The organism is Desulfofundulus sp. (assembly GCF_049701015.1).
In the GTDB taxonomy this organism is placed as follows: domain Bacteria; phylum Bacillota; class Desulfotomaculia; order Desulfotomaculales; family Desulfovirgulaceae; genus Desulfofundulus.
Genome location: NZ_JBNATZ010000017.1, coordinates 1 through 18,863, shown reverse-complemented (window position 1 = coordinate 18,863; position 18,863 = coordinate 1). Strand labels below are relative to the sequence as shown.

General features: G+C 48.4%; 21 protein-coding genes and 1 tRNA gene. 19 read left to right on the top strand and 3 right to left on the bottom strand.

From position 1 onward, the window contains the following. The 9 genes from ACPLUI_RS02290 to ACPLUI_RS02250 all read left to right on the top strand — a co-directional run. Positions 1–558: ATP-dependent DNA helicase (locus ACPLUI_RS02290; RefSeq protein WP_424658655.1), on the top strand; the 558-nt coding region annotated here is incomplete at its 5' end. Between the two features lie 437 nt (positions 559–995). After that, on the top strand, positions 996–1,568 hold the full coding sequence (locus tag ACPLUI_RS02285; protein WP_424658654.1) for a 4Fe-4S dicluster domain-containing protein: 573 nt from the start codon (positions 996–998) through the stop codon (positions 1,566–1,568). Between the two features lie 2 nt (positions 1,569–1,570). Then, positions 1,571–2,428, top strand: a complete 858-nt coding sequence (locus tag ACPLUI_RS02280; protein ID WP_424658653.1) for a CoB--CoM heterodisulfide reductase iron-sulfur subunit B family protein — start codon at positions 1,571–1,573, stop codon at positions 2,426–2,428. A 28-nt stretch (positions 2,429–2,456) separates the two neighbouring features. After that, on the top strand, positions 2,457–4,439 hold the full coding sequence (locus ACPLUI_RS02275; protein ID WP_424658652.1) for a 4Fe-4S binding protein: 1,983 nt from the start codon (positions 2,457–2,459) through the stop codon (positions 4,437–4,439). After that, the gene (locus ACPLUI_RS02270; protein ID WP_424658651.1) at positions 4,430–4,900 is read left to right on the top strand and encodes a hydrogenase iron-sulfur subunit; all 471 of its coding nucleotides are present in this window, start codon (positions 4,430–4,432) and stop codon (positions 4,898–4,900) included. Before ACPLUI_RS02275 ends, ACPLUI_RS02270 begins: the two co-directional genes overlap by 10 nt. Continuing rightward, positions 4,897–5,868: a 4Fe-4S dicluster domain-containing protein gene (locus ACPLUI_RS02265; RefSeq protein WP_424658650.1), complete on the top strand. Its 972-nt coding sequence runs from the start codon at positions 4,897–4,899 to the stop codon at positions 5,866–5,868. The genes ACPLUI_RS02270 and ACPLUI_RS02265 overlap by 4 nt, the downstream gene beginning before the upstream one ends. Before the next feature lie 14 nt (positions 5,869–5,882). Further along, on the top strand, positions 5,883–6,923 hold the full coding sequence (locus tag ACPLUI_RS02260; RefSeq protein ID WP_424658649.1) for a 4Fe-4S dicluster domain-containing protein: 1,041 nt from the start codon (positions 5,883–5,885) through the stop codon (positions 6,921–6,923). Then, complete coding sequence (locus ACPLUI_RS02255; protein ID WP_424658648.1) at positions 6,916–7,767, top strand: FAD/NAD(P)-binding protein; 852 nt, start codon at positions 6,916–6,918, stop codon at positions 7,765–7,767. The genes ACPLUI_RS02260 and ACPLUI_RS02255 overlap by 8 nt, the downstream gene beginning before the upstream one ends. A 152-nt stretch (positions 7,768–7,919) precedes the next feature. After that, positions 7,920–8,045, top strand: a complete 126-nt coding sequence (locus ACPLUI_RS02250; RefSeq protein ID WP_424658647.1) for a hypothetical protein — start codon at positions 7,920–7,922, stop codon at positions 8,043–8,045. 35 nt (positions 8,046–8,080) lie between these two features. Here ACPLUI_RS02250 and ACPLUI_RS02245 read toward each other — a convergent pair whose 3' ends face one another. Continuing rightward, positions 8,081–8,476: a TIGR04086 family membrane protein gene (locus tag ACPLUI_RS02245; protein WP_424658646.1), complete on the bottom strand. Its 396-nt coding sequence runs from the start codon at positions 8,474–8,476 to the stop codon at positions 8,081–8,083. 53 nt (positions 8,477–8,529) lie between these two features. Here ACPLUI_RS02245 and ACPLUI_RS02240 point away from each other — a divergent pair, with 53 nt between their 5' ends. The 9 genes from ACPLUI_RS02240 to surE all read left to right on the top strand — a co-directional run bounded on the left by ACPLUI_RS02240 (position 8,530) and on the right by surE (position 14,716). Then, positions 8,530–9,171 (top strand): TatD family nuclease-associated radical SAM protein, encoded by a 642-nt coding sequence (locus tag ACPLUI_RS02240; protein WP_424658645.1) that lies wholly within the window; start codon positions 8,530–8,532, stop codon positions 9,169–9,171. Positions 9,172–9,421: 250 nt separating this feature from the next. Further along, a complete protein-coding gene (locus tag ACPLUI_RS02235; protein WP_424658644.1) occupies positions 9,422–10,564 on the top strand; it encodes a tetratricopeptide repeat protein in 1,143 nt (380 codons plus the stop codon). Positions 10,565–10,774: 210 nt separating this feature from the next. After that, positions 10,775–11,149: a 6-carboxytetrahydropterin synthase QueD gene (queD, locus tag ACPLUI_RS02230; protein WP_424658643.1), complete on the top strand. Its 375-nt coding sequence runs from the start codon at positions 10,775–10,777 to the stop codon at positions 11,147–11,149. A gap of 5 nt (positions 11,150–11,154) precedes the next feature. Beyond that, entirely contained in the window at positions 11,155–11,829 is a 675-nt protein-coding gene (gene queC / locus ACPLUI_RS02225; RefSeq protein WP_424658642.1) for a 7-cyano-7-deazaguanine synthase QueC, read from the top strand. A 9-nt stretch (positions 11,830–11,838) separates the two neighbouring features. Next, positions 11,839–12,399 (top strand): DUF366 family protein, encoded by a 561-nt coding sequence (locus ACPLUI_RS02220; RefSeq protein ID WP_424658641.1) that lies wholly within the window; start codon positions 11,839–11,841, stop codon positions 12,397–12,399. Continuing rightward, positions 12,400–13,140 (top strand): 7-carboxy-7-deazaguanine synthase QueE, encoded by a 741-nt coding sequence (locus tag ACPLUI_RS02215; RefSeq protein ID WP_424658640.1) that lies wholly within the window; start codon positions 12,400–12,402, stop codon positions 13,138–13,140. Positions 13,141–13,159: 19 nt separating this feature from the next. Beyond that, complete coding sequence (gene folE / locus ACPLUI_RS02210) at positions 13,160–13,720, top strand: GTP cyclohydrolase I FolE (protein ID WP_424658639.1); 561 nt, start codon at positions 13,160–13,162, stop codon at positions 13,718–13,720. Between the two features lie 27 nt (positions 13,721–13,747). After that, the gene (locus tag ACPLUI_RS02205) at positions 13,748–13,924 is read left to right on the top strand and encodes a YpmA family protein (RefSeq protein WP_424658638.1); all 177 of its coding nucleotides are present in this window, start codon (positions 13,748–13,750) and stop codon (positions 13,922–13,924) included. Between the two features lie 24 nt (positions 13,925–13,948). Continuing rightward, the gene (gene surE / locus ACPLUI_RS02200; RefSeq protein WP_424658637.1) at positions 13,949–14,716 is read left to right on the top strand and encodes a 5'/3'-nucleotidase SurE; all 768 of its coding nucleotides are present in this window, start codon (positions 13,949–13,951) and stop codon (positions 14,714–14,716) included. Here surE and spoVB read toward each other — a convergent pair. Continuing rightward, on the bottom strand, positions 14,706–16,268 hold the full coding sequence (gene spoVB / locus ACPLUI_RS02195; protein ID WP_424658636.1) for a stage V sporulation protein B: 1,563 nt from the start codon (positions 16,266–16,268) through the stop codon (positions 14,706–14,708). The genes surE and spoVB overlap by 11 nt on opposite strands. 299 nt (positions 16,269–16,567) lie before the next feature. On the opposite strand from spoVB, the gene fusA reads away from it, so the two are divergent. Beyond that, positions 16,568–18,586 carry an elongation factor G gene (gene fusA / locus ACPLUI_RS02190; RefSeq protein WP_424658635.1) on the top strand — a complete coding sequence of 673 codons (2,019 nt, stop codon included), beginning with the start codon at positions 16,568–16,570 and terminating at the stop codon, positions 18,584–18,586. Between the two features lie 77 nt (positions 18,587–18,663). On the opposite strand, the gene ACPLUI_RS02185 is transcribed toward fusA, so the two are convergent. Continuing rightward, positions 18,664–18,739, bottom strand: a tRNA-Trp gene (locus ACPLUI_RS02185). Positions 18,740–18,863 lie beyond the last annotated feature (124 nt).

Genomic DNA, 18,863 nt, shown 5'->3' with positions numbered 1-18,863 from the left:
GCTGAAGTTACGGCAGGTCGCATGCTGGTCCTTTATACGTCCCACCGGGCACTGCGGGAAACCTACCACAGGTTAAAGCCGGCATGTGAAGAAAAGGATATTTGTCTCCTTGGCCATAATCTCGATGGTAACCACTGGCAACTAATAGAAGCGTTTTGTAATTCTGAAAGGGCCATCCTGATGGGAGCGTCCAGCTTCTGGGAGGGAGTGGATATCCCCGGACCAGCGTTGAGCTGCGTGGTCATAGTCAAACTCCCCTTTTGGGCTCCTCACGTTCCACTGGTAGAAGCACGTATGGAGGAGCTTGCTTTCCACGGAAAAGATGGTTTCCACGATTTCAGCCTGCCCCAGGCTATTATTCGCTTTAAACAGGGCTTCGGCCGGCTAATCCGGACATCCCATGACCGGGGTGTAGTGGTGGTTTTAGATGAACGCATTTTGTCTAAGAAATATGGACGCAAATTTTTACATTCTCTGCCTCTAAAAAGCCACATCCGGGGAGAGCACACCTTAATTTTGAAGCGAATCGCCCACTGGTTTGCCTACCATGATAGTTAGTCCTGCTGGAATTTCCCCCCCTCTCATCAGTCAAAACAGGAAAATTTATTTCTAAAACTGTCACATTTCGACGAACGGTACATACTATATTAAAGACTAACAAAGTAAAAGGGGTGAGTTGTCTTGCGCGTGTATTTCGTGCGACTGCCATCCTTCATTCGAGCCCTTTTGTTGAGGGTTTGGAAATAGGAACAGGGACAGGTCAGGCCTGTCCTTTTAACTTTTTCTAAAAAGTTCAAGCAATAAATCTCCGTTATTTTTTAGCGGAGATTTTTTTTAAAAAAGGATTTTTTATTTTGGCGTAGAAAGTATATCTTAATAAGTGAATAGCATTTATTTTGCTGGCGAAACAGGTGCCCATCATATTCGAAACAAATCCAAATGCATTAAAGAGGCTCTCGAGCCGGCTTACACAAGCTTATTAAAGAGGGGATAAAATGGAAACCATCAGGCTCAACGAAATCGAAGACAGGGATTTCATCGAACGTCTGTCCCGGGAAAGCGGACAGGCAGTGGAAAATTGTTACCAGTGTGGTAAATGTACCGCCGGGTGCCCGGTCTCCTTCGCCTACGACTTTATGCCCCATCAGGTAATGCGTTTGGTGCAAATGGGACTGAAAGAGGAAGTGCTTCGTTGTCAGAGCATCTGGCTCTGTGCCTCCTGTGTTACCTGTACAGTCCGCTGTCCCAGGAACATCGACGTGGCAATGGTAATGGATACTCTGCGGATTATGGCCCGGCAAAAGGGGATAGTACCTCCAGGCAGAAGTCGTAATGTAGTCCTGTTTAACAATAATTTCCTGAAGTCCATTCAGAAGTACGGGCGCTTATTTGAACTTGCCACTATGGCCATCTTTAACCTTAAAACCGGCCATCCTTTCCGGGAAACTGATACAGGATTAACCATGTTAAGACGGGGTAAGTTAAAGTTATGGGTAACTAAACCACGGGGCCTGGAAGAGGTCAACCGGATTTTTGAAAAAGTACACCAGACGGAGAAGGAGGTTTAAACGTGAAGTTCGCCTATTACCCGGGCTGCAGTTTGGAAGCCAGCGGTAAAGAATACGATGTTTCAACCCGGGCGGTAAGCAAACACCTGGGCATCGAACTCATGGAAGTCCCCGACTGGAGCTGTTGCGGGGCCACCGCCGCGCACAGTACGAGCCACCTTCTGGCGTTGGCTTTACCTGCCCGTAATCTCGCCCTGGCTGAAGAAACAGGTTACGACATAACCGCACCCTGTGCTGCCTGTTACCAGCGTCTGGCCATGGCTTGCCATGAACTGACCCATAAGCCGCAGTTAAGGGAGAAGATTAATGAAATCACAGGAAGACCTTTTCACGGCAAAATCAGGGTGGTATCCATCCTGGAAGCAATCAGTTCCGTTGGTTTAGAACAGATACAGGCGCAAATAGTAAGGCCCTTAAAAGGCCTGAAAATAGCTGCTTATTATGGTTGCCTCCTGGTGCGACCCCGAACCATACGGATCGACGATTCCGAAAACCCACAAATTATAGAAAAGCTTATGCAGGCTGCCGGGGCGGAGACAGTGGACTGGTCACATAAAACAGAATGCTGTGGAGCATCCCTGGCAGTCAACAATGAAGAAGTGGCTATTCCCATGGTTTCCCGTATTCTCAAAGCGGCAGCACTCTCCGGTGCCAACTGCCTGGTATGTGCCTGTCCGCTGTGCCATTTCAACCTTGATATGCGCCAGCTCAAGGTCAACAGGCTTCGGGGCACCAATTACCACCTGCCTGTATTCTATTTTACACAACTTCTGGGGATGGCCATGGGTCTGAATCCACAGGACTTGAGCATGCACACTCATTTTGTAGATACCAGCCAGGTACTCAAACTGGTTGGTTAGACTATCACACACGAGGAGCGAGAGAAGGATGCAGCGTATCGGTGTTTTTGTCTGCTGGTGTGGTCTGAACATCGGCGCAGTGGTAGACATACCACGGGTCGTGGAGACGGTTTCCAAGTTTCCGGGTGTGGTTTATGCAACCGATTACAAATACATGTGTTCTGAGCCCGGACAGGAAACCATTATCCAGGCGGTACGGGAATACCGCCTGGACCGGGTGGTGGTAGCTTCCTGCTCTCCACGTCTCCATGAAGCTACCTTCCGCAAGACCCTCACCCGGGCCGGATTGAACCCCTATCTGTTAGAAATGGCCAACATCCGGGAACAATGTGCCTGGGTACATCAATTGGAACCGGAAAAAGCCACAAAAAAAGCTATTGAATTAATCCGGCGGGCGGTATTTAAGGCTGGCAATCTGGAACCTCTCTTTGAATCCATGATTCCGATTACCAAGCGAGCTCTGGTAATCGGAGGCGGTATTGCCGGTATTCAGGCCGCCCTGGACATTGCTGATGCCGGTTACCAGGTAATCCTGGTGGAAAGAGAGCCTACTATTGGCGGAAAAATGGCCATGCTTGACAAAACATTCCCCACCCTGGACTGTTCGGCCTGAATTAGCACACCAAAGATGGTTGCTGCGGCGCAGCACCCTAATATAACTCTCTTTACTTATGCAGAGGTAGAAAAGGTTGAAGGTTATATTGGTAATTTTGAAGTTACCATCAGGCAAAAGGCGCGCTTCGTAGATCATAGTAAATGCACAGGGTGTGGTACGTGCTGGGAAAAATGTCCCACCCGGGTGGTCAGTGAGTACAATCTGGGATTGGGAATGCGCAAAGCTATTTACATCAGCTTTCCCCAGGCCGTACCCAACAAACCTGTTATAGACCGACAAAATTGCAGGCAATTCACCAAGGGTAAATGTGGTGTTTGTCAAAAGGTTTGTCCGGCACAGGCAATCGATTACCAGCAGGAAGATCAGCTTATCAAGGAACAGGTCGGAGCAATTGTCTTAGCCACCGGCTACGATCTATTTGAATGGGAACAGGTCTACGGTGAATATGGTTACGGACGTTACCCGGACGTAATCAGCGGGCTACAATTTGAAAGGCTGAATAACGCCTCCGGCCCTACTGGAGGAAAAATCGTAAGACCTTCCGATGGTAAAGAACCGAAAAACGTAGTTTTCATAAAATGTGTAGGTTCACGAGATGCAGCAAAAGGGAAGGAATACTGCTCCAGAACCTGCTGTATGTACACTGCAAAACATGCGCATCAAGTATTGGAAAAAATACCGGGATCAAGAGTTTACGTTTTTTATATGGATGTTCGTACCCCGGGTAAGGCTTACGAAGAATTTTACCTGCGTACGGTCCATGAAGGTGCCCGGTACATCCGCGGCAGGGTATCTAAAATATACCCTGAAGGTGACCACCTGGTTGTCATGGGCGTGGACACCCTTTTGGGGCGACCGGTAGAGGTTGTCGCGGATCTGGTAGTGCTGGCGACGGCCATGGTACCCAGCAAAGGAGCGGCTGAACTTGCCCGCATAGTAGGTTTTTCTACCGACCAGGACGGGTTCTTTATGGAAAGCCACCCGAAACTAAGACCGGTAGAAACCAATACTGCGGGTGTATTCCTGGCTGGAGCCTGTCAGGGACCTAAAGATATCCCAGATACTGTTGCTCAGGCCAGCGCGGCCGCAGCCAAAGTATGCGCATTGTTCTCCCACAGCGAAATGGCCGTTGAACCCACGATTGCCCACGTCAATCAGGCCCTGTGTTCCGGTTGCCTGGAGTGTAAAAACGTTTGTCCCTACCGGGCCATTGAAACGACAACGGTCAGCGAACGGGTGGGCGGTAAAACAGTTGAACGCACGGTGGCCAGTGTTAACACCGGGCTATGCCAGGGATGCGGTGCCTGTACCGTAGCTTGCAGGGCCGGGGCAATCAATGTCAAAGGCTTTACTAATAAGCAGTTGCTGGCGGAGGTGGACGCGTTGTGTCTGTAACAGAACAATGGGAACCTAAAATTATTGGTTTTTGCTGCAACTGGTGCAGTTACGCTGGTGCCGATCTGGCTGGCATCAGCCGTTTGAACTATCCCGCATCAATTCGGATAATCCGGGTCCCCTGCTCGGGAAGGGTTAATCCCGTCTTTATACTGCGTGCCTTCCAGAGAGGAGCCGACGGCGTGTTGGTCAGCGGGTGACACCCGGGCGATTGCCACTATGTTAGTGGCAACTATTTTACACGCCGGCGCTACCTTATCTTTAAGCGTTTACTGGAATATGTCGGTTTTGAACCTGGTCGCTTCCAGGCCCGCTGGATCAGCGGTTCTGAAGGAGCCAAGTTTGCTCAAACAGTAAAGGATATTACGGAACAAATTAAAACCCTGGGGCCAAATACCAAAATGAGGCAAAAACCATTACAGAAACCTGCTGCTGTTTCCACCGGGGTGAGTGTTGAATGAGTGAACTAATGAAAACTCAGGAAAATTTGAGAGAGGTAGCGCGAAAATTGTTGGCCGGTGGGGAGGTCAGCCTGGTAATCGGTTATGCCCCGGGTAGTGAAGTAAGCCGGGTAGTTCCCGCTTTTATCAGAAAGGAAGAAGAAGTAGACAGGCTGATCTGGAATCCACTTTGCGTAAACAACCTGGTAAAATACCTGCTGGATTACCGTAATGAACCTGGAAAAGTGGCCGTGGTGGTCAAGGGCTGCGACTCCAGGGCCATCATACGCCTGTTACAGGATAACCAGATCACCCGGGAAAAAGTGATCATTCTGGGCATCCCTTGCCCGGGCTTGATTAAATCAGATCTGGTAGCAGCCAACCTTGATCCGGGAACATCGATTACAGCAGCGACTGTTAATGAGCGGGGTTTTTCCCTGCAGACGGGGAAAGGAAGTTTCACTTTCACCCGGGACGAAGCCTTGCTTGATAAATGCCGGAACTGCGAACACCACACCCCCGTAATCGCTGATTTTATGCTCGGTGAAGAAATACCACCCAGCGTTCCGGAGGATCCCTTTATAGGGGTAAAAACACTGGAACAGTTACCAGTAAAAGAAAGGAGCGCATACTGGGATAAACAGTTCAGCCGGTGTCTGCGGTGTTACGCCTGCCGCAATGTTTGCCCGGCCTGCACCTGCCGCGAATGTGTGTTTGACCAGGCGGAACCTCGCTGGGTGGCCAAAGCCAACAATCTTTCAGAGAATACTGCTTTTCACCTGATCCGGGCCTTTCACGTAGCCGGCCGGTGCGTGGATTGTGGTGAGTGCGAAAGGGTATGTCCGGTAAATATACCTCTTTCGCTCCTCAACCGGAAGATATTAAAGGATATAAAGGACCTGTTCAACGTCCCCACTCCGGGTAGCAGTTTGGAAGAATTGTCGCCGTTAGGAACATTTAATAATTCCGATCCTGATGAATTTATGTAGAGGGGGGACGTAAAATGAAAACATACACCATCTCAAGTGACAACTTGGGTACCTGGCTCGATACACTGGCCAGGGATTATACCTTAATCGCTCCCGTCAGGGAAGAAGAAACCGTTTCTTTATTCAAACCGGTGAGCGGCTTTGCAGAGATAGACCTGGCTTACACCAATAGCACAGTGTCCCCAAAGAGCTGGCTTTTCCCTCAGACGGAAGAAATGTTTTTCTTTTCGACTGGCGATGGTCAGATTAACCTCGCCGACGTTCAAACTCCGGGACCAGCTGTAATCTTTGGGATCCGCCCCTGCGACATTAAAGGAATCCTGGCTCTGGATCCAGTTTTTAATGGTGCGTACCAGGATTGCTATTATCAGAAACGACGACAGGATACCATCCTGGTAGGTTTATCCTGTACCAGGGTGGGACCCCATTGCTTTTGTACCTCTATGGGAGGAGGCCCCACCGATGGAAAGGGAGCCGACCTGTTATTAACAGAGATGGACAAAGGTTACGGCATCGAAATATTAACTCCACGGGGAGAAGAATTGATCAATAGATACCAGAAGTATTTTGACATTGACCGGGAAGACCGGGTAACAGAAGCGCGAGAGCGACTGGAAAGAGAATTAGTCGGGCAGTTTACCTGTAATCTGGACACAACTGGTGTCAAGGAATTCCTGGATCAACATTTCGAATTGCCTTACTGGGACGAGCTTGCCCGCCGCTGCCTGGGCTGTGGTATCTGCACCTATATCTGCCCGACCTGTCATTGTTTCGATATCTTTGACCAAAGTCCGGATGGGGAATCGGGAATTCGGTCCCGCTGCTGGGATTCCTGCATGTTTAGCCACTTTACCCGTATGGCCGGTGGACATAATCCCCGGCCCACCCAGAAGGAACGGGTACGCAACCGTTTTCTGCACAAACTGAAATATCACCAGGACCGTTACAACTTGAACGGATGTGTCGGGTGTGGCCGCTGCGTCAGCAAATGTCCGGTAAATATTGACATCCGACAGATCATTGCTGACCTTCAGGAGGTGGCCAAACATGAGTAACTGCCACTGTCGCAATCCCTTAAAGCCTTATCCAGCCACCATCGTAAAGATTATTGATGAAACACCGGATGTAAAAACTTTTCAGATGGTCTTTGATGACCCTGCGGTAATGGAAGGCTTCCAGCAAAAGCCGGGCCAGGTAGCCCAAGTCTCAGTGTTTGGTGTAGGGGAAGCTACCATTTCCATCACCTCCTCACCTACAAGGAAAGGCATCCTGGAGTTTAGCGTAAAAAAGGTGGGCATGCTAACCGGTGCTCTGCATAGTCTGGAACCGGGCAATAAAGTCGGTATACGCGGTCCTTATGGTAATCACTTTCCTTACGAAGTAATGAAAGGAAAAGATCTTTTGTTCATTGGCGGTGGCATTGGCCTGGCTCCCTTGAGAGCACTCATTGATTTTGTGCTGGATGAGGAAAACAGGGGGGATTATGGAAAGGTAGACATTATCTACGGCGCCCGGTCTATGGATGACCTTTGTTTTAAATACGATATCCTCGAACGCTGGCCCCAAATGCCGGGCACTACCGTTTACACCACCATCGACCGGGCTGAACCGGGCTGGGAGGGACATGTAGGGTTTGTCCCGGCCTACCTGGAGGAGATTAATCCCTCCCCGGAAAACAAGTATGCCATTACCTGCGGCCCCCCAATTATGATCAAGTTTGTATTGCAGGCCCTCGAAAAGATGGGCTTTTCCGACGATCAGGTCATAACAACCCTGGAACTAAAAATGAAATGCGGAATTGGCAAATGTGGCCGCTGTAACATCGGCAGCAAGTATGTATGTCTGGACGGACCTGTCTTTTACTTGAGCCAGCTGAAACAGCTACCACCGGAATTTTAAAGTTTCCAACCCCTGTATGGTATGGAAAGATAGCTCTTTAAAAAAATGGCTATGAGAACCCCTCAGGAACCAAAGGAAGCACCTGTCTCAATCCTGGAAGAATAAAGACACCGTCCTTTAAAGACCGGTGTCTTTTTCTCCACATATAATAAATGCAAGCTCTTATTTTTCCCGGGGTGATCAGCATGACCAGGGCGTCACGTTGGCGCATTTATGTGGGGCTGTTTCTTTTAAGCGTGGGAGGGATCTTGCTGGGCATAACCCTGCTACTGCGTTAAAAAGGATTTCACTACAATCATGTAGAAGTATAGAACTAATTCTGATCGCTAAAGCCCACCCCCAGTATACCTCCCAGAGCACCAGCCACGAGAGACAGGATTAACTTTTGGAACAGGGAAACGGGCATAACCTGAGATGGTATCAAGGTAGTGGCAAGCAACCAGGTTACGAGAAAAAATAATACCGCCACCCCTAAACCGTGAAACAAACCCCGATTCCCAGCCCGGCTGGCAGCGGAGCACGCTCCCACCAGTACACTGAAGAAAAATAGACCTGCGGCAAACCAGGGCAGACTGCTTTCAGCAAGGCTGGTAAAATAATAAGCTGCACCAATTAAAACACTGCCCAGAAAGGACACTGCCAGCCCTAAAAGAGTTCCCCTTAACACCTCCCAAATGCTAAAGGAACCAGGAGTTTCCTGGTTAAACAAAGTAGATCACCTCCATGTTTTATTTTCATCTATAGTAGGTGACCATGGTAAATATGAATAATTTTGGTTGGAAAAGGGAAGTTTTAAAACAAGTTGTGGCTTATCCACTGGGGCAAAATCTATATTTAAATATCACCAACCGGTGCACAAACAACTGCCTGTTCTGCATCCGCCATACTACCGCAGGTATTGGTTATAATCTCTGGCTGAAACAGGAGCCATCCCCGGAAGAAGTCCTAAAGGCTGTACAAGACCCTACCATTTACCGGGAAGTAGTTTTCTGTGGTTATGGGGAGCCCCTAATGCGCCTGGAAGCAGTCATCAAGATAGCAGAACAATTAAAGAAAAAAGGGGGACAAGTCAGAATTAATACTAACGGACAGGCGAATCTCATTTATCAAAAGAATGTGGTCCCGGAATTGAAAAACCTGGTAGATGCCATCTCTATTAGCTTAAACGCACATTCGGCAGAACGCTACCTGGAAATTTGCAGGCCCATATATGGGGAAAAAGCCTACCAGGCCGTATTAGATTTTACCCGCTCTTGTGTTGGACAAATTCCCAGGGTGATCCTGTCGGTTGTTGAATGGCCCGGAGTGGATGTGGAAAAGTGCAGGGAAATTGCTTTTAAATTGGGAACAGAATTTCGGTTGCGTAAGTTTTCCGGTATGTTTAAACAATATGACCAAGAGTAATTCAAACCAGCGGTTCCTGGCTTATCAACTGGCCAGGGATTTTTTTATCCAACCCGTGTGACCTTTTGACGCAGGAATTCAAAAGCCTATCTCAGAAACTGGAGGCAAAGTGTGATGTCCGGTTTTTAGTTTGAAGGCTCCTGTCGCAAGAAGAAAATATTTGAAGAAATAAAGTTACAGTTATTAGCAGGAAAAACCAGTAACAGGAAAGAAATAAGTGGGGAGTTAAATAAAAAAAGGAGCGATTCAGATGTGGAACCTGCTACCTGCACAGAAGCGCCAGAATGCCTTGGCAGTTTTGTGGCAAGTAGGGGCCCGCATCCTTGAAACCCTGGGGGCTGACGAATATGCCCTGCGCTGGATTGATCGGGCCATGCGGCTTAAGCCCAGACAAGCAACACTCCATCTGCATGCAACAAGGCTCTGCTTGAAACGAGGCCGTTTGGACAGGGCAATCCTGCACTGGAAAAAGGTAACCGGCGAACAGGGTAAGGTAAGTCTCCTGTACTGGCTTAACCGGACTAACCAGCATACTTTCAATGCTTCCCGGTTGATCAAACGAACCGGCGCTTGCCCTCTGGTTGAAGAAGAGATAGACCCTGCCAGTACCTCCAAAGAAAGAAAAAATTCTTGGCCCCGCTTTTTAGGCCGGTTAGGAGTTCTATTTCAGGGACCGCCCGAGACACCACCTCTAGATGAGATAGGCGTGCAACTACTTGAAATGGGAAGGGTCGAGGAAGCCCTTACCATTTTCCGACAGGTTTTACTCTGCAAGGGGGCCAGTCCTGAACTATATTTCAATATGGGCCTTGCAGCCAGTAAGATGGGCCGCCACGAAGAAGCTCTAGAGTACTACCAGCGGGCACAGGCCGGGGGACTGAACAACGCAGAAATTATGAATAACAAGGGGTACAGTTTCTCTCATTTGGGACGATATGAGGAGGCCATTGCTTGTTATGAACTGGCCAAGGAAATGTGTCCGGGCGACCCAACCGTACTTTCCAATCTGGCCTCCTGCTACCACAGGGCTCACTTATATCAAAAAGCTCTTTCTTGTTATGAAAACGCCCTGCGTTGCAACTCCAACGACTCCACAACCTTGAACAACTATGCCTTGTGCCTGGATGAATTGGGCAGGTGCGAAGAAGCCCTCCAGCTCTACGACCGGGCACTGAGAGTGGACCCGGATAATCAGATAATTCTCCTGAACAAGGCAGCATGCTTGGTCAAGTTGAAATGCTACAACGAAGCTATTTCCATATGTGACCAGATATTGGCCCGGCAACCCTGCTGTCCGGAAACCTGGGGCATGCGCGGAAACGTACTTAACGAGATGGGGCGGATCTCAGAAGCTGTTGAATGTTATAACAGGGCTCTCGGGATTTCTTCTTAAGACTTATTTGGAAATTAATTTGGAATCTCTTAATCTTAATAGTATTATCCTTTAATGGCGGTTATTCCCAACAAAATTACCGCCATCTTTGTTTTTCCTGACGGTTTTTTGTCTTTGTTCCGTCAGAATCAGCAGGACGTTAGGGAAGGGTGGCGAAATAGTTAAAATTCAGGTGGCTGAGTTATACTACTCGGTGGAGGAATTAAACATATGTACCAACTGACCGTAATTAAACGTTTTTCAGCTGCCCACCGTCTGGTCAACTACCAGGGCCAATGTGCTCGACTGCATGGACATACCTGGACCGTAGAGGTTTCAGTAGGGGGAAGGGAACTGGATTCTTGCGGTATGCTTATCGACTTTCGAAACTTAAAGGAACTGGTGGGAAAGATAGTAGAGGAACTGGATCATAGCTATTTGAATGACTTAAACCCGTTTAATAGACAAAATTTTAACCCTACTGCAGAGAATCTGGCCCGCTACATTTTTTATAAATTGAAGTCGCAGTTGCCCTCCAATTTGACCGTGAATGAAGTTCGGATATGGGAATCCCCCGATGTCTGTGCCAGCTACCGGGAGGATTGACTGCCATGAAAAGTATCGTTTTACTTTCTGGAGGTCTGGATTCCACCGTTTCCATGGCCCAGGCCTTACGCGAAGGCCGGGTAGAACTATGCCTGACCATGGACTACGGCCAGCGGGCCGCATCAAGAGAAATTGCTGCTGCCTCCGCACTGGCCGCCTATTATAAACTGGCTCACCGGGTAATCCAGTTGCCCTTTCTGGGCGAGGTTACCACGAGCGCTCTGGTGAACAGGGAGAAAACCATACCGGAACTCACAGAAGAAGATTTAAACGATACCCGTAAAACTACGGCTACCGCTACTGCAGTATGGGTACCAAACCGAAACGGTTTATTCATTAACATTGCCGCAAGTTTTGCAGAAGCCCTGGGGTGTGAGCAAGTAGTGACCGGTTTCAACCGGGAAGAAGCGGTTACTTTTCCTGATAACAGCCTCGATTTTCTAGAGGCAATCAATGGCTCCCTGAGATATTCTACAGTCAGTGGTGTGCGTGTGGTCAGCTACACCGCCAGGCTGAACAAGGCGGAAATAGTGCAACTGGGAGAGCGTCTGAAAGTACCATGGCACCTCATCTGGAGCTGTTACTACGATGGAGAGACCATGTGCGGGCGCTGTGAAAGTTGCAGGCGACTGAACCGGGCTATGAACGCAGCAGGCTTAGTAGATAGGAACAGGAGGTAATATTTATCTATGCATGTTTATTTTGTCCCCCACACCATCCTGTATGACGGCACACAACTGACATCTCTTTGGGCCTACCGCTCCTTCGGCCTGTTAGGAGATAGTATTGTGGCCTTCAGGGGACCCTGTCGCGTTCATTTCGAACACATGGTCGACCTGGAAGATGTACGAAAACAATCCCCCATTTACGGCGATGATATGTTGCATTTTATCGTGGAACAATTTGATCACGATTTGGAAAGAGCAGTCCTGCGACAGCGTCTGCTAACGGCCATAATTAAAGAAATTCTGGAGCAAAAAGGACATGGTCTGAAACGAGCAGGGGATGACTTATATTACCAGGAACGCAAGCTATCAATTTCAATTGCGACTAGCACGCCAGTATCCACCATGATCCATATGGCCTTAAATATAACGGCGGAGAACACACCAGTACCGGCGGTGGGGCTGGTGGAACTGGGGTGGCCTGTAGCATTAATTCCGGAGCTTGCCAAAGCAATTGGTCAGGCTTATGCTGACGAAATGCAGGGCGTGAAACATTCCAGGTGTAAGGTAAAGGGGGTGGTTTAGTTGTCACCCCGGGTCGCCCCCCTGATTGAAATTTTCTCTTCCATACAGGGGGAAGGAATCTGGCTGGGTTGCCGGCAAATTTTTTTGCGTTTTGCTGGCTGTAACCTGACCTGTAGCTATTGTGACACTCCCAGGGACATACCCCCTCATTGTCGCTGGGAAGTCCGGCCGGGCCAACGAGAATTTATGTTATTACCCAACCCCATGACTCCTCATGAGGTGGCCTCGAAAGTCAGGGAATTAAATCCAGTCATTCACCACTCGATAAGCCTTACTGGGGGAGAGCCTCTGCTCCATACATCGTTTCTCCTGGAACTCATTCCCCTCCTCAAGGGGACCCGGCGGGGCGTTTACCTGGAAACTAACGGTACTTTACCGGATAGTCTCGCACAGTTACTTCCTTTTGTAGACATTATCGCCATGGATATCAAATTACCGGGAACCGCCAACATACTCCCTTGCTGGCAGGAACACAGGGCATTTCTGAAACTGGCCAGTACAAAACATTTATTTGTTAAGCTGGTAGTAAGCGAAGAGAGCAAGCAGGAAGAAATAGAGATGGCTTTAGAGTTGATTTGTAGCGTGGGGGATATCCCGCTCGTGATTCAACCGGTTACAACCCCGGACGGTAAACCCCGTTTGAACCCGCAAAAAGCAATTACCTGGCAATCCCGGGCGCTGGAAAGACTCTCTGACGTCAGGATCATCCCCCAAACGCACAAATTTTTGGGTTATTTGTAAGGTGAGGAGGGAGAGAATAATGATTGATACAGATAAGATTGAGAAAGCGGTTCGCATGATCCTTGAAGCTATCGGTGAAGACCCTGACCGGGAAGGGCTCAGGGAGACCCCGGCTCGAGTAGCAAGAATGTACAAGGAAATTTTCTGTGGTCTATGGGAAGATCCTGAATTACACTTAGAAAAAATATTTACTGAAGAACATGAAGAAATGATCCTGGTGAAAGATATTCCTATATACTCAATGTGCGAACATCATTTGCTACCTTTTTTCGGCAAGGCTCATGTGGCATATATACCGAGGAGGGGTAAAGTAACTGGACTTTCCAAACTAGCACGGGTGGTCGAGGGATTTTCCAAACGTCCTCAATTACAAGAACGTCTGACAAGCCAAATCGCGGACAGCATCATGCGTCGGCTTAACCCACAAGGTGTGCTGGTTGTTATTGAAGCTGAGCATATGTGCATGACTCTGCGGGGGATTCGTAAACCTGGTTCAAAAACCATTACTTCGGCAGTTCGTGGTTCCTTCCAAAGAAGTGAAGCTACGAGAGCGGAAGCCCTGGCTCTCATCAAGGACTAGCTAATCAATACCTTCGGAGGTTATAGTATGAAGGAAAAAGAAGGCAAACTGGAATTAATAGCTGCCAAAAGTTTTACTCCCTATCCGGAATTGTATAAGGTGATTGATTTCTTAAATAAAACTCTTAAACATAAGAAATTAATGTTTGGTTTAACAAAGGATCCTGAGAATGGCAACATGATTATCTCAATTTATGAAATATAGAGGCACAAAATATTGGAGGTTACCATGATTGTTTTGCTCAGTAATGACGACGGTATTCACGCTCCTGGTTTAAAAGCCCTGGCCGAAAGCCTGCAGGAACTGGGTGAGCTTTATATCGTAGCCCCGGACCGGGAACGCAGTGCTACCGGCCACGGGATTACCGTACATCGCCCTTTGCGCCTGGAAATGGTCAACATGCATGGTCTTAAGGCCAGGGCCTGGGCCGTAGATGGTACCCCAGCTGATTGTGTAAAGCTGGCAGTGGAAGATTTGTTACCCGGCCCCCCCGCTCTTGTGGTTGCAGGAATTAATCAGGGGCCTAATCTGGGTACTGATGTTCTTTATTCCGGAACGGTTTCCGCGGCTATTGAAGGAATAATCAACGGTCTTCCGGCTCTAGCCATTTCCTTGGCCAGTTATGGCGACCACGATTTTACCAGAGCTGCCGAAGTAGCCCGGAAAGTGGTAGGCCTGACTATCGAGAAAGGATTGCCCCGGGGTACATTGTTAAATATCAATGTACCTGTAGCTGAACCACGGGGGGTACGCTTCACACGCCTGGGTAACAGACGCTACGTAAATATTTTCCATAAGCGAACCGATCCACGTGGACGCATTTATTATTGGATGGCTGGAGAACCTCTTGATCTGGAAGATAACGGCAATGATACCGATGTACAGGCAATAAGAGAAAATTTTATCTCCATCACTCCAATTCAGCTGGACCTGACTGATTACCGCTCACTGTCAGTCTTTCGCCAGCAGTGGAAGGAGATTAATTTTATTTTTTAACATGCCAGCCTAAAAAGGACGCCAGGCGCCGCAAATCATGGCTGTGCACTCCCCCGAAAACAAACAATAAAGACAGGTAGGTAAAAGAGCCCAATAAAAGTACAATCAAAAGGCCAGTGCGCGAGAGATCGCCGGGACCCAGCATGAAGTTACGGACATACCACATAACCAGCGACATACCTGTTGTAGCTACCAGTGGTTTACCCAGGCAATAACCGAAATCCACTCTTAGACCTATAATTTCCTTTAAATCCCGGTAGTTCAACAGGGACATGATGATATAAGCAGCACATAACGAAAGAGCTGTCCCCCTTATACCCAGGGCAGGAATAGCTGTAAGATAATAAATACCGGTTACTTTAAAAGCAGCAGCAATCATAAGGTTACGCAATGGCCTTTCAGCACGACCCAACCCCTGCAGGATCCCAGTGGTAGTCTGCTGCAGATAAAGAAACGGCCCGCCCAGGGCCAGGGTCCCCAGAGCAACTCCGGCGTTGGCATACCCAAAAATTGCCTGACACAGCTCCCTGGGCAACAGGAAAAAAACGGCAGTAGCAGGTAGTCCGGCAAGCATTGTTAAACGTAAAGCTTCTTCTGTACGGCCACGAACCAGTGAAAGATTATTCTGCGCAAGGGCATCACTTATAGCAGGAATCAGAGCGGTGGCCAAAGAAATGGTCACAATGCTGGGGGTAAACAGGAGAGACTCGGCGATTCCAACAAATTGACCGTATACCCCAGTGGCCTCGCTTAAACTCATACCTGCAGCCTGAAGTCGCCGGGGGATCAGCATGGCATCCAACGACAAAAAACCTGTGGAAACAAAGCGTGTCAGAGTTACGGGTATGGCCAGTTCAAAGATTCGACTGGTAACCTTGAAGGCTGGTTCTGGGAAATAAAGGACAGTAGGCGATAGGAGAGGACGTTGTTGAAAATAGATGACCAGCATGAACAGAAAACCAACGAATTCCCCCAACACCACACCCAGGGAAATCCCCATGGCCGCATACTCGATTCCTTTGGGAAGCATAAGCCAGGCAATTCCCAAACCGGCAATTACGCGAACCAGCTGTTCCACCACCTGGGTTACAGCTGTAGGGGTCATCTGCTGGAGGCCCTGGAAAAACCCGCGAAAAGCCGAACAAAGGGATACGATGATAATACCCGGGATCAGGCTAACAAAACAGTAGTACACTTTTGGGTTGGGAAAGACATACCTTTGCAGAAGGGGGGCACCCAGAATAAGCACCAGGGTAAAAAATAAACTGCTGGCTAAAATACACCAAAAGGCTATTGAAAAAACCCGGTAGGCCCCCCGGAGGTTACCCCTGGCTACCTCTTCAGCCATCAGTTTGGAAATCGCCACCGGAATTCCGGCTGTAGCCAGCACCAGTACCAGAATATAGATAGGGTAGACCATATTGAAAAGGCCAACCCCTTCAGGGCGGATCAGCCTGATCATTAAAATTTGGTAAGCAAAACCGATTAAACGGTTACACAGGCTGGCCAGTAAAAGAATAAATGCACCGTAGACAAAAGATTGCCGGGACATAATTCTGCCACCTCTTGCTATATGTATGTTCTTGTTCACGTCCCTATGTGGCCAACCCTGTCAAGCCATTTAAAATACCTGTCGAAAAAATTTTTGTATTTCCAAAGGATTTTACGAGTATGGCGTAGAATAACAGAAGTTTAAAGAAAGCAATCAATGAAACGGATTTTGTATAAAAAGGCACCCCTGTTGGGGCTGTTTTTTGTGCCCAATCCAGATATGCCCAGTTCTGGCTACGATATAGTATAGAATACAGACCTGGGGGAAACCATTATTTACAAAAAGGAGGTAACGGGATTTTGAAAAACTACCAGACTTCTCAACTACGCAATATTGGTGTGGTTGCCCACGGAGGCGCGGGTAAAACCTCTCTCGTGGAGGCAATGCTTTTTAATACCGGAGCCATCAACCGACTGGGCCGGGTAGAAGATGGTACTACCACTGCCGATTATCATCCTGAGGAAATCAATCGCCAGGTGACTATTCATACCAGCCTGGTGCCCTGTGAATGGCTAAACTGCAAATTAAACGTTTTAGATACCCCGGGTTACTCCGATTTCATCGGGGAAGTGCGCAGTGTGTTGCGGGTGGTTGAAACCGCCCTTTTTGTGGTATCCGCAGTTGATGGCGTAGAAGTGCAGACTGAAGTCATCTGGGATCTGGTAGAACAGGGTAATCAATCCCGGGTAATCTTCATAAACAAAATGGACCGTGAAAATGCTAATTTCTATAAAGTACTCGAGGATCTGCAGACCAGGTTTACTGCCAATTTTGCCCCTATCCAGCTTCCCATCGGCCAGGCCAATGATTTTACCGGAATCGTAGATCTGATAGAACAAAAGGCTTACATCTTTGAAAATGGGAAACCAAAGGAAATTGCCATTCCCGATAATCTGGCCTTAGAAATTCCATCTTACCGTGAAAAGTTGATCGAAGCAGCAGTAGAAGCTGATGATGAACTGATGATGAAGTACCTGGAAGGAGAGGAATTAAGCAGCGAAGAAATTAAACATGGTCTGCAAAAAGGAGTTGTTGCGGGCAAGGTAGTCCCCATTTTATGCGGTTCCGCCACCAAAAACATAGCTGTAACCAACCTGATGGATTTCCTGGTGAAAAATTGTCCAGCTCCGCCAGCAGAAGAAGGAGCTCCTTTCTCTGGTCTTGTTTTTAAGACTCTGGCTGACCCCTATGTGGGTAAGATGAACTTTATCCGCGTTTTCACCGGAACCTTGAAGAGCGATACTGTCGTACTAAATAGCACCAAGGATAAACAGGAGAAGATCGGACAGATCTTGTACGTACGAGGCAAAAGTTCCACACCAACCAACGAGGTGCCTACGGGCGACATTGCCGTACTGGTTAAACTCCAGGACACCAGTACAGGCGATACCCTTTGTGATAAAGACCATCCAGTGAAGCTGGAAGGAATAAACTTCCCCGAACCAACATTGACGGTAGCCATACAGCCGAAAAGTAAAGGGGATGAAGATAAGCTGGGGGATGCCCTCTCCAAGCTGCTGGAGGAGGACCCTACAGTCCGGGTAGAGAAAAATACGGAAACAAAGCAGACGCTGCTCACCGGGATGGGAGAGTTGCATCTGGATATCCTGCTTGAGAGATTAAAGCGCAAGTACGGTGTAGATGTAACCATGGATTCTCCGAAAGTACCTTACAGGGAAACCATTCGCGCTGAAGTCAAGGTGGAGGGCAAGCATAAGAAACAAACCGGTGGGCGTGGTCAATACGGTCACGTATGGCTTCGTCTTGAACCCCTGGCGGATGCCCCATTCGAATTTACTGAAGAGATTTTTGGCGGAGCAGTACCAAAACAATATATACCTGCAGTAGAAAAGGGTGTACGAGAGGCCATGCAAGAAGGCGTGCTGGCCGGTTACCCCGTCACCGGTGTAAAAGTGGTACTCTACGACGGTTCGTTCCACCCCGTAGATTCATCAGAACTCGCATTCAAAATTGCCGCCTCCATGGCCTTTAAGAAGGGACAACAACAGGCCAAACCCGTGCTACTTGAACCAATCATGGAAGTAGAAGTTACTGTACCTGAGAACTTCATGGGTGACATCATCAGTGACTTTAATACCAAGCGGGGGCGCATTCTGGGAATGGAAGCGGCCGGGAAGAATTCCCGGGTTAAGGCCCTGGTACCGCTGGCAGAAATGTATCGCTACGCTATCGACCTGAAGTCAATGACCCAGGGGCGGGGTTCCTTCCGGATGAAATTCTCCAGCTACGAAGAAGTGCCTGCCCGTCTGGCTGAAGACATCATTAAAAAGGCCAAAGCAGCGGAGGCAGAAAAATAGGCAGGAGGAAATCTCCTGCCTTACTACTTTACAAAATTTCAAAGGGCCTTCTCCTTTGAGAAGGCCCAATCTCACTCTGGCAGGGGAGACAGGACTCGAACCCGCAACCTACGGTTTTGGAGACCGTTGCTCTACCAATTGAGCTACTCCCCTACAACTATCTGTTCTTAGCACAGTTATTATAAAACATTTTCAACCACCCGTCAAGGATCATTATCGCCATGTCCGTGTCAAGATCCAGTAGGTATCTCCACAACAACTTTCCGTTATGAGACCT

What these genes read in the sequence shown, in the direction of transcription:
- ACPLUI_RS02285 (WP_424658654.1), top strand. Translation starts at nt 996, where the DNA reads ATGGAAACCATCAGGCTCAACGAAATCGAAGACAGGGATTTCATCGAA.
- ACPLUI_RS02265 (WP_424658650.1), top strand. Translation starts at nt 4,897, where the DNA reads ATGAGTGAACTAATGAAAACTCAGGAAAATTTGAGAGAGGTAGCGCGA.
- ACPLUI_RS02260 (WP_424658649.1), top strand. Translation starts at nt 5,883, where the DNA reads ATGAAAACATACACCATCTCAAGTGACAACTTGGGTACCTGGCTCGAT.
- ACPLUI_RS02255 (WP_424658648.1), top strand. Translation starts at nt 6,916, where the DNA reads ATGAGTAACTGCCACTGTCGCAATCCCTTAAAGCCTTATCCAGCCACC.
- ACPLUI_RS02250 (WP_424658647.1), top strand. Translation starts at nt 7,920, where the DNA reads ATGCAAGCTCTTATTTTTCCCGGGGTGATCAGCATGACCAGGGCGTCA.
- ACPLUI_RS02240 (WP_424658645.1), top strand. Translation starts at nt 8,530, where the DNA reads ATGAATAATTTTGGTTGGAAAAGGGAAGTTTTAAAACAAGTTGTGGCT.
- ACPLUI_RS02235 (WP_424658644.1), top strand. Translation starts at nt 9,422, where the DNA reads ATGTGGAACCTGCTACCTGCACAGAAGCGCCAGAATGCCTTGGCAGTT.
- queD (WP_424658643.1), top strand. Translation starts at nt 10,775, where the DNA reads ATGTACCAACTGACCGTAATTAAACGTTTTTCAGCTGCCCACCGTCTG.
- queC (WP_424658642.1), top strand. Translation starts at nt 11,155, where the DNA reads ATGAAAAGTATCGTTTTACTTTCTGGAGGTCTGGATTCCACCGTTTCC.
- ACPLUI_RS02220 (WP_424658641.1), top strand. Translation starts at nt 11,839, where the DNA reads ATGCATGTTTATTTTGTCCCCCACACCATCCTGTATGACGGCACACAA.
- folE (WP_424658639.1), top strand. Translation starts at nt 13,160, where the DNA reads ATGATTGATACAGATAAGATTGAGAAAGCGGTTCGCATGATCCTTGAA.
- ACPLUI_RS02205 (WP_424658638.1), top strand. Translation starts at nt 13,748, where the DNA reads ATGAAGGAAAAAGAAGGCAAACTGGAATTAATAGCTGCCAAAAGTTTT.
- surE (WP_424658637.1), top strand. Translation starts at nt 13,949, where the DNA reads ATGATTGTTTTGCTCAGTAATGACGACGGTATTCACGCTCCTGGTTTA.
- spoVB (WP_424658636.1), bottom strand. Translation starts at nt 16,268, where the DNA reads ATGTCCCGGCAATCTTTTGTCTACGGTGCATTTATTCTTTTACTGGCC.